General features: G+C 60.9%; 10 protein-coding genes. 7 read left to right on the top strand and 3 right to left on the bottom strand.

All coding sequences use genetic code 11. The features are described 5' to 3' along the window. Positions 1-252 precede the first annotated feature (252 nt). The 6 genes from PMI35_RS11260 to PMI35_RS11285 all read left to right on the top strand — a co-directional run bounded on the left by PMI35_RS11260 (position 253) and on the right by PMI35_RS11285 (position 8,072). Positions 253-1,776 carry a fumarate hydratase gene (locus PMI35_RS11260; protein ID WP_008061943.1) on the top strand — a complete coding sequence of 508 codons (1,524 nt, stop codon included), beginning with the start codon at positions 253-255 and terminating at the stop codon, positions 1,774-1,776. Between the two features lie 192 nt (positions 1,777-1,968). Continuing rightward, the gene (locus tag PMI35_RS11265; RefSeq protein WP_008061941.1) at positions 1,969-3,744 is read left to right on the top strand and encodes an ATP-binding protein; all 1,776 of its coding nucleotides are present in this window, start codon (positions 1,969-1,971) and stop codon (positions 3,742-3,744) included. After that, positions 3,729-5,054, top strand: coding sequence for a sigma-54-dependent transcriptional regulator (locus PMI35_RS11270; RefSeq protein ID WP_008061939.1), 1,326 nt, complete (start codon positions 3,729-3,731; stop codon positions 5,052-5,054). Before PMI35_RS11265 ends, PMI35_RS11270 begins: the two co-directional genes overlap by 16 nt. Positions 5,055-5,363: 309 nt before the next feature. After that, a complete protein-coding gene (locus PMI35_RS11275) occupies positions 5,364-6,683 on the top strand; it encodes an MFS transporter (protein ID WP_008061937.1) in 1,320 nt (439 codons plus the stop codon). A gap of 287 nt (positions 6,684-6,970) precedes the next feature. Further along, positions 6,971-7,186 carry a hypothetical protein gene (locus PMI35_RS11280; RefSeq protein WP_008061934.1) on the top strand — a complete coding sequence of 72 codons (216 nt, stop codon included), beginning with the start codon at positions 6,971-6,973 and terminating at the stop codon, positions 7,184-7,186. Between the two features lie 256 nt (positions 7,187-7,442). Continuing rightward, a complete protein-coding gene (locus PMI35_RS11285) occupies positions 7,443-8,072 on the top strand; it encodes a flavin reductase family protein (protein ID WP_008061933.1) in 630 nt (209 codons plus the stop codon). Here the strand turns inward: PMI35_RS11285 and PMI35_RS11290 are convergent, their stop codons facing one another. Both PMI35_RS11290 and PMI35_RS11295 read right to left on the bottom strand, forming a co-directional pair. After that, positions 8,073-8,303, bottom strand: a complete 231-nt coding sequence (locus PMI35_RS11290; protein ID WP_008061930.1) for a hypothetical protein — start codon at positions 8,301-8,303, stop codon at positions 8,073-8,075. A 41-nt stretch (positions 8,304-8,344) separates the two neighbouring features. Beyond that, the gene (locus PMI35_RS11295; protein WP_008061928.1) at positions 8,345-8,698 is read right to left on the bottom strand and encodes a putative quinol monooxygenase; all 354 of its coding nucleotides are present in this window, start codon (positions 8,696-8,698) and stop codon (positions 8,345-8,347) included. 429 nt (positions 8,699-9,127) lie between these two features. Between PMI35_RS11295 and PMI35_RS11300 the strand changes: the two genes are divergently transcribed. Beyond that, on the top strand, positions 9,128-10,069 hold the full coding sequence (locus tag PMI35_RS11300) for an AraC family transcriptional regulator (protein ID WP_008061926.1): 942 nt from the start codon (positions 9,128-9,130) through the stop codon (positions 10,067-10,069). A gap of 132 nt (positions 10,070-10,201) precedes the next feature. Here the strand turns inward: PMI35_RS11300 and PMI35_RS11305 are convergent, their stop codons facing one another. Further along, the gene (locus tag PMI35_RS11305) at positions 10,202-11,257 is read right to left on the bottom strand and encodes an ABC transporter ATP-binding protein (protein ID WP_008061924.1); all 1,056 of its coding nucleotides are present in this window, start codon (positions 11,255-11,257) and stop codon (positions 10,202-10,204) included. Between the last annotated feature and the right edge of the window lie 14 nt (positions 11,258-11,271).

Raw genomic sequence — 11,271 nt, 5'->3', positions numbered from 1 at the left:
GATCTTTTGATCTTAAAAACAAAATCAAAAGATCGCAGCCTGCGGCAGCTCCTACGCAGACCAGGTACGACAATCAGACCAAGGTTTGACCGCCGGCGGGTGTGCCCGCTTGCGAGGCGCGCTATACTGCCGCGCCTTTTTAGCGTCGCGCCAGCATGCCCGGCGTGCCTTGAAAGGTGCTTGCAACCGACCGATGCACCCAAGCTGCAAGCACCTTATTGAATGTTCCCGTCTTTTAGAGGAGCGCGACTCATGACCGTGATCAAGCAAGACGACCTGATTCAGAGCGTTGCCGACGCCCTGCAGTTCATTTCCTACTACCACCCCGTGGATTTCATCCAGGCGATGCACGAGGCCTACCTGCGCGAAGAATCGCCAGCGGCCCGCGATTCGATGGCGCAAATCCTGATCAACTCACGGATGTGCGCCACCGGCCACCGCCCGATCTGCCAGGACACCGGCATCGTCACCGTGTTCGTGCGTGTAGGCATGGACGTACGTTGGGATGGCGCCACCATGGGCCTGGACGACATGATCAACGAAGGCGTGCGCCGGGCTTACAACCTGCCGGAAAACGTCCTGCGTGCCTCGATCCTCGCCGACCCGGCGGGCGCTCGTAAAAACACCAAGGACAACACCCCGGCCGTTATCCACTACTCCATCGTTCCGGGTAACACCGTGGAAGTGGACGTGGCGGCCAAGGGCGGTGGTTCCGAGAACAAGTCGAAAATGGCCATGCTCAACCCGTCCGACTCGATCGTCGACTGGGTTCTGAAGACCGTTCCGACCATGGGCGCCGGCTGGTGCCCACCGGGCATGCTCGGTATCGGCATCGGCGGCACCGCCGAGAAAGCCGCGGTGATGGCCAAGGAAGTGTTGATGGAATCCATCGACATTCATGAGCTCAAAGCCCGCGGCCCGCAGAACCGCATCGAAGAAATGCGCCTGGAGCTGTTCGAGAAGGTCAACCAACTGGGCATCGGCGCCCAGGGCCTCGGTGGCCTGACCACCGTGCTCGACGTGAAGATCATGGATTACCCGACCCACGCCGCGTCCCTGCCGGTGTGCATGATCCCGAACTGCGCCGCCACCCGTCACGCGCACTTCGTGCTTGACGGTTCCGGCCCGGCCTCCCTGGAGGCGCCACCGCTGGACGCCTACCCGGAAATCGTCTGGGAAGCCGGCCCGTCGGCCCGTCGCGTCAACCTCGACACCCTGACCCCGGAAGAAGTGCAGAGCTGGAAGCCGGGCGAAACCGTGCTGCTCAACGGCAAGATGCTCACCGGTCGCGACGCCGCGCACAAGCGCATGGTCGAGATGCTGAACAAGGGTGAAACCCTGCCGGTGGACCTGAAAGGTCGCTTCATCTATTACGTCGGCCCGGTCGATCCGGTGCGCGAAGAAGTGGTTGGCCCTGCCGGTCCTACTACCGCAACGCGGATGGACAAGTTCACCCGTCAGATCCTCGAGCAAACCGGCCTGCTGGGCATGATCGGCAAATCCGAGCGTGGCCCGACCGCGATCGACGCGATCAAGGACCACAAGGCCGTTTACCTGATGGCAGTGGGCGGCGCGGCTTACCTGGTGGCGCAAGCGATCAAGAAGTCCCGCGTAGTGGCGTTCGCTGAACTGGGGATGGAAGCCATCTACGAGTTCGACGTGAAAGACATGCCTGTGACTGTTGCAGTCGACAGCAAGGGCGAGTCGGTACACATCACCGGTCCTGCCATCTGGCAGCAAAAGATCAGTGAAAGCCTGGCGGTAGAAGTGCAATAAACTGCACTGAACCCTCCTGAAAAAACCGGCCGGTCGGCAACGACAGGCCGGTTTTTTTTGGCTGGTAACAAGCTGAAACGCCTGCAATCGACCATCACGGTAAAACCCGCGCCAGCGCATGGGTTCGGGCGAGAGATGACTGCCGTCCACATGGTATGGTGCTCCCCCTCATTTTCACCTGTTGTCCACTGCATGCTGCCGACTTCCCGATCCCTGCGCCTGGCGCTGTACACCGTGCTGATCATCGCCGGTGCCGCCATTGCTGCCACCCTGGCCATGCGCCACACCGTACGCCAATCCCTGGTTGAAGACGCGGCCCGTGCCAATCAGCAATTGGCGCTGTACGCCACGTCGCTGCATACCCTGATCGAACGCTACCGCGCCCTGCCCTCGGTGCTGGCTCTGGACCCTCAATTGCGTGATGCACTCAAGGGCCCGGTTAGCCCCGAACAACAGGAGGTGCTTAACCGCAAGCTGGAAAAGATCAACGGCGCCGCCGAGTCCTCGACCCTGGAACTGCTCGATCGTACTGGCCTGGCCGTGGCGGCGAGCAACTGGCGTTTGCCCAGCAGTTACGTCGGCCATAACTATGGTTTTCGCCCCTACTTCAACCAGACCCGCACCCAGGGCACCGGGCGTTTTTATGCCGTGGGGGTGACCAGCGGGATACCGGGTTACTTCCTGTCCAGCGCTGTGACCAACGACGACGGGCAGTTTCTCGGCGCCATGGTGGTAAAGCTCGAGTTTCCCGAGCTGGAACGCGAATGGCGCCAGGGCAGCGACACGCTGCTGGTCAGCGATGCCCGTGGCATCATCTTCATCGCCAATCAGCCGGGCTGGCGCTATCGCCAATTGAAACCGCTGAGCGACAGCGATCAGGCCGAGCTCAAGGCCACCCGCCAATACGACAAGCAGCCGCTGACGCTGCTCGACTATCAATCGCTGCGCCGCTTCGACGACAACAGTGAACTGGCGCGGGTCGACGGGCCGGACGGCAAAACGGATTACCTGTGGGAGTCCCTGCCGCTGACCGCCGAGGGCTGGACGCTGCACCTGCTGCGTCGTCCACAAGTGGCGTTCGAAGACAGTCGCAACGCCGCCCTCGCCGCGGCCGGCCTATGGCTGACGCTGGTGTTCCTGCTGCTGTTCCTCAACCAGCGCTGGCGCCTGGCGAAAATGCGCCAGCGCAGTCGCGAAGAACTCGAACAGCTGGTGGAAGAACGCACCCGCGACCTGCGCACCGCCCAGGACGGCCTGGTGCAATCGGCCAAACTCGCGGCCCTGGGCCAGATGTCGGCGGCGCTGGCCCATGAAATCAATCAACCGCTGACCGCCCAGCGCATGCAGCTGGCAACCTTGCGCCTGCTGCTCGAACACGGCCGGGTCGACGACGCCTACAAGGCACTCAAACCGGTGGATGACATGCTGACGCGCATGGCCGCCCTCACCGGCCACCTGAAAACCTTCGCCCGCAAAAGCCCCAGCGGCCTGCGTGAACGCCTGGACCTGGCGGCGGTGGTGGACCAATCCCTTGAGCTGCTCGACACTCGCCTGCGCGACGAACAGGTCAGCACCGTGTTGCACCTGACGCGCCCGGCGTGGGTACGCGGCGATGCGATTCGTCTGGAACAGGTGCTGATCAATCTGCTGCGCAACGCCCTGGATGCGATGCAGGATAAACCCTGCAAACGCCTGGAAATCCGCCTCGAAGCCGACGAACAGCTGTGGCGATTGAGCGTCATCGACAACGGTGGTGGCATCGCCGAAGAAAACCTGTCGAAGGTCTTCGATCCCTTTTTCACCACCAAACCGGTGGGCGATGGCCTGGGCATCGGTCTGGCCGTATCCTTTGCCATCGTTCACGAATCGGGCGGACGCCTGAGCGCCGACAATCACGACAACGGCGCGGTGTTCACACTCACCTTGCCTATCGATACGGAGGCCCCTGGCACATGCTCAATTCAGTGATGGTGGTCGACGACGAAAGCAGCATCCGCAGCGCCGTCGAACAATGGCTGAGCCTGTCGGGTTTCCAGGTGCAACTGTTCAGCCGCGCCGATGAATGCCTGGCGCAACTGCCCGCGCATTACCCCGGCGTGATCCTCAGCGACGTGCGCATGCCCGGCATGTCCGGGCTGGAACTGCTGGCCGAAGTCCAGCGCCGCGATGCCGACTTGCCGGTGATCCTGCTGACCGGCCATGGCGACGTGCCGATGGCCGTCGATGCGATGCGCGATGGCGCCTACGACTTCCTTGAAAAACCCTTCAGCCCGCAGACCCTGCTTGGCAGCCTTCGCCGCGCGCTGGACAAGCGCCGGTTGGTGCTGGAAAACCGCGCCTTGCACGAGCAGGCCGACAACCGCGCCAAACTCGACGCGAGGCTGCTGGGGGTATCCCGGGGCTTGCAAACGCTACGTCGACAGGTTCTGGACCTGGCGGCGTTGCCGGTCAACGTTTTGATCCGCGGTGAAACGGGTAGCGGCAAGGAATTGGTTGCCCGCTGCCTGCACGACTTCGGCCCACGCGCCGATAAACCCTTCGTCGCCTTGAACTGCGCGGCCATCCCCGAACAGCTGTTCGAGGCCGAGCTGTTCGGCCACGAAAGCGGCGCGTTCACCGGCGCCCAGGGCAAGCGCATCGGCAAGCTCGAATATGCCGATGGCGGCACGCTGTTTCTCGATGAAATCGAAAGCATGCCCCTGGCGCAGCAGGTGAAATTGCTGCGGGTGTTGCAGGAGCAGAAGCTTGAGCGCCTGGGCTCGAACCAGAGTATTCGTGTAGATCTGCGCATCATCGCCGCGACCAAGCCGGACCTGCTCGACGAGGCACGGGCCGGACGTTTTCGCGAAGACCTGGCTTACCGTTTGAACGTCGCCGAATTGCGCCTGCCACCGTTGCGCGACCGTCGCGAAGACATTCCGTTGTTGTACGAGGCCTTCGCCCAGAGTGCCGCCGAGCGCCTGGGGCGCACCTTTGCACCGTTGAGCGGGCCGCAGTTGAGCCATCTGTTGAGCCACGACTGGCCCGGCAATGTGCGCGAACTGGCCAACGTGGCCGAGCGCCAGGTGTTGGGCCTTGGCGAGCCTGTACCGGCGGGCATCGAGCCGGGTCAGTCACTGGCAGCGCAGCAGGAAGCCTTTGAGGCGCAGTGCCTGCGCGCTGCGTTGACCCGACACAAGGGTGATGTGAAAGCGGTGCTCGAAGAACTGCAACTGCCGCGCCGCACGTTCAATGAAAAGATGCAGCGGCATGGGTTGAACCGAGAGATGTTTTTGTAGCGTCTGTGCGGGCCCCTTCGCGGGCAAGCCCGCTCCCACAGTGGTCAGCTTCGTACACAAAATCTTTGCTCAACTCGGTCCCTGTGGGAGCGGGCTTGCCCGCGAAGGGGCCAGCCGAAGCAACATCACCATTGAGCCCATGAGCAATTTTCCGCCCGCACTCATCCAATTGTGAGCGGATTTCCGCCTATAAAATCGCTCCACCCCCTCTAAACCGGCCCTCTCCCTCTTGGCACAGCTCCTGCTATAGCCCCCGCAGGCTGCGTTTATTCGCGCTCCACAAAAAATAATTAGACGAAGGATCCTTCAATGGATAACTCCAATACCCTGCCCCGTGGGTCGGTTGCCGCGCCGACAAAAGAACGAACCACCTCCAGCCGCATCAAATCGATCTTCAGCGGTTCTGTCGGCAACATGGTCGAGTGGTATGACTGGTATGTCTACGCCGCTTTCTCTCTCTATTTCGCCAAGACCTTCTTCCCCAAAGGCGACACCACCGCACAACTGCTGAACACCGCTGCGATCTTCGCCGTGGGCTTCCTGATGCGCCCTATCGGCGGGTGGCTGATGGGCCTGTACGCCGACAAAGTCGGACGCAAGAAGGCCTTGATGGCCTCTGTCTACCTGATGTGCTTCGGCTCGCTGCTGATCGCCCTGAGCCCGGGCTATGAAATCATCGGTATCGGTGCGCCGATCCTGCTGGTGTTCGCCCGCTTGCTGCAAGGCCTGTCGGTCGGTGGCGAATACGGCACCTCCGCCACTTACCTCAGCGAGATGGCGACCAAGGAACGTCGCGGTTTCTACTCCAGCTTCCAGTACGTGACCCTGATCTCCGGCCAACTCATCGCCCTGGCCGTACTGATCATCCTGCAAAACGTACTGACCACCGAAGAGCTGTACGCCTGGGGCTGGCGCATCCCGTTCGCCATCGGCGCGCTGTGTGCCGTGGTCGCGCTATACCTGCGTCGTGGCATGGAAGAAACCGAGTCGTTCACCAAGAAGGAAAAGGCCAAGGAAAGCGCGATGCGCACCTTGATGCGCCATCCGAAGGAACTGATGACCGTGGTCGGCCTGACCATGGGCGGTACCCTGGCGTTCTACACCTACACCACCTACATGCAGAAATACCTGGTGAACACCGTCGGCATGAGCATTTCCGACTCCACCACCATCTCTGCCGCCACCCTGTTCCTGTTCATGTGCCTGCAACCGATCATCGGTGGCCTGTCGGACAAGATCGGTCGACGCCCGATCCTGATCGCCTTTGGCGTGCTGGGCACGATTTTCACCGTACCGATCCTCACCACCCTGCACACCATCACGACCTGGTGGGGCGCGTTCTTCCTGATCATGGCGGCACTGATCATCGTCAGCGGCTACACCTCGATCAACGCGGTAGTCAAAGCCGAACTGTTCCCGACCGAAATCCGCGCCCTGGGCGTGGGCCTGCCGTATGCCCTGACCGTGTCGATCTTCGGCGGCACCGCTGAATACATCGCGCTGTGGTTCAAGAGCATCGGTATGGAAACCGGTTACTACTGGTATGTCACCGCGTGCATCGCCGTGTCGTTGCTGGTGTATGTCACCATGAAGGACACCCGCAAGCATTCGCGGATCGTCACGGACTAAGTCCAGGCGCGTTACAGCAAAAGGGGCAGATCGTCGGGATCTGCCCCTTTTTTGTTTGCGTTGGACGGGATTAATCACGCGTTAATGCTCGCCCCCCATTCTGAACCTGCCCAATCGACTAGCTATGACGCGCTTGTTCAAACCTTGAAAGCGAAAACATGTGACAGCGTTAATATCTACTTAATGGATTGTTTTTAGCATTATTTTGCGCTTTTTAATCAGTTTAATTGGCGTAGCATGAAACCCATGCCCAAGAGACAAATGCCAAAGAACCTGGAGAAATGAAGATGAAAACCAAACTGTTCCTCGCCATCGCCCTGTCCGTACTGGCCGCCAACACCTTCGCCGCCGACGGTTACGACCGTACCGGCTCCGCTGTTGCAGCAGACGGTTATGACCGTACCGGTTCCGCCACCGTCGCCGCAGATGGTTATGACCGCACCGGTGGCGCCACCGTCGCAGAAGATGGCTACGATCGTACTGGCGGTGCTTCCGTCAGCTAACCCGCAACAGCGGCACCAAAGCCCGGCTTTCGGCCGGGCTTAGTCATTTCTGGGGCACACAAATGTCGGGTTTAACCACAGAACCTGTGGGAGCGAGCCTGCTCGCGATAGCGGATTGACATTCACCATTGATGCTGACTGACAGATTGCAATCGCGAGCAGGCTCGCTCCTACAGGTAGTTCATCCGACTGGAAATCAGCGGCCTGCCCTTGCACTATGGCGCTCCTCCGATTCAAGCCTTCAGGAAGACTGGCCATGCCCGACGACATCCACTACTACGAACCCGCCAACGGCCACGGCCTGCCCCACGATCCGTTCAACGCGATCGTCGGTCCGCGTCCCATTGGCTGGATTTCTTCACAGGATGCCGAAGGCCACTTGAACCTGGCGCCCTACAGCTTTTTCAACGCCTTCAACTACATTCCGCCGATCATTGGTTTTTCCAGCGTCGGGCGCAAAGACAGCCTGAACAACATCGAACAGACCGGCGAATTCGCCTGGAACCTGGCCACCCGGCCATTGGCCGAGCAGATGAACCAGAGCTGCGCCGCTGTCGGTCCGCAGGTCAATGAGTTCGAATTGGCCGGACTGACAACCGTCGCCTCGAAAGTCATCGCGGTGCCACGGGTCGCCGAAAGCCCGGTGTCCTTCGAATGCAAGGTCACCCAGATCATTCAGCTGCAGCGGGCGGACGGACATGTGGTGCCGAGCTGGCTGATTCTCGGCGAAGTGGTCGCCGTGCATATCGCCAAGTGGCTGTTGAAGGATGGAGTGTACGACACCGCCGCGGCAGAACCGATCCTGCGCGGCGGCGGGCCAGCGGATTATTTCCAGCTGGGGCCTGAGGCGTTGTTCAAGATGTATCGCCCGGGGACGGTGAAGTAATTACCAGAGCAGGTCGGCGTCTTCTTTGACGTCCTTGAGACGGGTCAGTTCTTTGGCGGCCGCCAGATCGGCGTCGTGAGCGGTCTTGAAGGTCTGGCCTTCCAGTACTTTGTGAAAACGCGGGGCGCCGGAACCACCCAACGCTTTGACGGCGATTGCGGCATGGTAACCACCCTCGCCCGGTACTACGGCTGAAACGGCTTCGAAGTGTTCAAAGGCTTTGCGTGCCATGTCGCGCATCCTGGCTGGTTGAGAATGCTGCCATTAAACCCTCAACCGGCCAGTTTGTGTACCGCCGACCCGGACTGACGCAACGCCTGTGCCGCCGACACCTCCTTGAAGGTGTGAAAATCCAGGCTGTCAACCACCAGCTCCTGCACCAGTTCGGCAAAAACCTCCATGGCCGGCGTACTGAAGTACGCGGTCATGGCCTGCTGGCTGGCCCAGAAACCGGACACCAGCCACAACTGCGGATCGCACTGCGAGTGTTGCAAGGCAAAGCTCAGGCAGCCTGGCGCTGCGCGGGACGGCTCGATCAGCGCGCTCAGGCGCACACCCAGCTCTTGAGAGCGCCCGGGGCGTGCCCGGACAAAGGCCATATGACTGACGGGGATCTGCTTTGACATGTTCAACCCTCCCGGGGAGTCGCGTGGCAGCCAGGGGACGGGCTGCGACAGGATCCAAGATTAAAGGCCGGCAAGCGCCTGTCGTTAGTCGATTCCTGCTGGCGTGTTGCACAATCCTGCGAGCGTGAGGGGGCTGCCTGTAACAATGTGTAAAACACTGCCTGGGTGCCGGGATACGAGTTTTGTGTAGGAGCTGCCGAAGGCTGCGATCTTTTGATCTTTAAAACAAAATCAAAAGATCGCAGCCTTCGGCAGCTCCTACACGGGTTTGTCTGCGTCTCGCACTGGCTTTCTGCACGCTGACCAAACGCTGGCATTGGAGCTACTCGTGCAGAATCAGGCAAGCATCAGGCAGGATGTGTCTACCGCTGTTGCTTGCACAAACATATGCTCTGCCCCATCACCCATGCCTTGCCGAGGATGCCTTGCATGTCGTCTCTCGATCACTTTTCACAGCCGCCGCAAGCCCCGCTGGACGCCGACATGGAAAAGCAGCGCGCGGAACTGGCGGCGATCATCCGTCGCAACACCGCCGAAGATGGCACTTATGCCACCGCTGTGGGCTCGCTGTTCATGTCGCGCCACAGCCAGAACCACGATTTCGCCCCGGTGCTTGCACAACCGGCGTTGTGCATCATGGCCCAGGGTCGCAAGGAAGTTCGCCTGGCCGACGAGTACTTCAATTACGACCCGCTGAATTACCTGGTGGTCTCGGTTTCGATGCCGCTCAGTGGGCGGGTGGTGAATGTTTCGGTCGAAGAACCGATCCTCGCGGTGCGGCTGGACATCGACCCGGCGGAAATCACTGCGCTGATCGCCGACGCCGGCCCCCTCGGCTTGCCCACCCGGCCGACCGGGCGCGGCTTGTATGTCGAACAACTCGACAGCGCAATGCTCGACGCCGTGCTGCGCCTTGCAAGGTTGCTCGACACACCGAAAGACATCGCCATGCTCGCACCGCTGGTGCGCCGGGAAATTCTCTACCGGTTGCTACGCAGCAAGCAGGGGCACCGGCTGTATGAAATCGCCATTGCCAACAGCCAGAGTCATCGCATCAGCCAGGCGATCAAGTGGCTCAATGGTAATTTCGAGCAACCGCTGCGCATCGACGATCTGGCAAAGGAAGTGAACCTGAGTGTGTCGACCCTGCATCACCGCTTCAAGGCGATGACGGCGATGAGTCCGTTGCAGTATCAGAAGCAGCTGCGCCTGCAGGAGGCGCGGCGCCTGATGTTGGCCGAAGGGCTGGAGGCTTCGGCGGCGGGGTATCGGGTGGGTTATGAAAGCCCTTCGCAATTCAGCCGGGAGTACAGCCGGTTGTTCGGGGCGCCGCCATTGCGGGATCTGGCGCGGTTGCGGTTGTCGGTTTGATCCAAGTTTTAGTGTGTGGCTGATGGCCTCATCGCTGGCAAGCCAGCTCCCACAGGGTTTGTGAACGCCAAACATCACTGTGGGAGCTGGCTTGCCAGCGATGAGGCCAGCAAAGCCAACATCAAATCCGGATCAGGCGCCAAGTACGCGGCAAGCCTCCACCGGTAACGTCACCGACACCGGATGCCCAACGCTCAAGCCAATCCCCTGACACGGCGTGCTCAATGCCGTAAACGACACCCCGGAACACTCGACCGTGGTCTCGATGGTCGCGCCGATATCGCGCACGAACGTCACCTTGCCCAGCAAACGGTTACCCGCCGTGGCTTGCGGTGCCGACAGTTGCAGGTCTTCCGGGCGAATCAGCATCTTCACTTTTTCACCGACCACAATGCTGCTGCAGATCGGTACTTGCAGCGCATCGCCGCCCGGCAAGCTGACCTTGCCGTTGCCCAGCGCCGTGGCCGGGAAGATGTTGCCCGAGCCGATGAAGTCCGCAACAAATTCGTTGGCCGGGTGACGGTAGATCTCGATGGGCGTACCCACCTGCTGCACCCGGTGCTCGCCCAGCACCACGACGATATCGGCCATGGTCATGGCCTCGCGTTGGTCGTGAGTCACCATGATGGTGGTGATGTTCAGGCGCTGTTGCAGCTGACGGATTTCCACCTGCATCGACTCACGCAGTTTGGCGTCCAGCGCCGACAGCGGTTCGTCGAGCAACAGGATTTTCGGGTGATTGGCAATCGCCCGGGCAATCGCCACGCGCTGACGCTGGCCGCCGGAGAGTTTCGCCACCGGCCGATCGATCATCGGTTGCAGCTGGATCAATTCCAGCAACTCCACCACCCGCGCCTGCTGATCCGCCTTGCTGACCCCGCGCAGTTTCAGTGGATAAGCGATGTTCTCGCCCACGGTCATGTGCGGGAACAGCGCCAGGGACTGGAACACCATGCCGAAATTGCGCAGGTGCGCAGGCGTTTGGCCGATGTCCTCGCCGTCCAGGCGAATCTCGCCACCGGTCAGGGTTTCCAGCCCGGCGATCATCCGCAGCAAGGTGGTTTTACCGCAGCCCGAGGGCCCGAGGAAACACACCAGCTTGCCCTCGGGCAAATGCAGGTTCACATCTTTTACCGCGCAGGCCGAGCCGTAGTGTTTCTCGACGTTTTCCAGAATCAGACCAGACATAAAGCACCTCAAGA

The organism is Pseudomonas sp. GM78, assembly GCF_000282475.1.
In the GTDB taxonomy this organism is placed as follows: Bacteria; Pseudomonadota; Gammaproteobacteria; order Pseudomonadales; family Pseudomonadaceae; genus Aquipseudomonas.
The sequence above is the reverse complement of the archived record's forward strand: the minus strand, read 5'-3'. Positions and strand labels throughout refer to the sequence as shown.

Coding starts and splice junctions, on each gene's coding strand:
- PMI35_RS11285 (WP_008061933.1), top strand. CDS start 7,443: ATGCCCGACGACATCCACTACTACGAACCCGCCAACGGCCACGGCCTG.
- PMI35_RS11275 (WP_008061937.1), top strand. CDS start 5,364: ATGGATAACTCCAATACCCTGCCCCGTGGGTCGGTTGCCGCGCCGACA.
- PMI35_RS11290 (WP_008061930.1), bottom strand. CDS start 8,303: ATGGCACGCAAAGCCTTTGAACACTTCGAAGCCGTTTCAGCCGTAGTA.
- PMI35_RS11260 (WP_008061943.1), top strand. CDS start 253: ATGACCGTGATCAAGCAAGACGACCTGATTCAGAGCGTTGCCGACGCC.
- PMI35_RS11300 (WP_008061926.1), top strand. CDS start 9,128: ATGTCGTCTCTCGATCACTTTTCACAGCCGCCGCAAGCCCCGCTGGAC.
- PMI35_RS11305 (WP_008061924.1), bottom strand. CDS start 11,257: ATGTCTGGTCTGATTCTGGAAAACGTCGAGAAACACTACGGCTCGGCC.
- PMI35_RS11295 (WP_008061928.1), bottom strand. CDS start 8,698: ATGTCAAAGCAGATCCCCGTCAGTCATATGGCCTTTGTCCGGGCACGC.
- PMI35_RS11270 (WP_008061939.1), top strand. CDS start 3,729: ATGCTCAATTCAGTGATGGTGGTCGACGACGAAAGCAGCATCCGCAGC.
- PMI35_RS11280 (WP_008061934.1), top strand. CDS start 6,971: ATGAAAACCAAACTGTTCCTCGCCATCGCCCTGTCCGTACTGGCCGCC.
- PMI35_RS11265 (WP_008061941.1), top strand. CDS start 1,969: ATGCTGCCGACTTCCCGATCCCTGCGCCTGGCGCTGTACACCGTGCTG.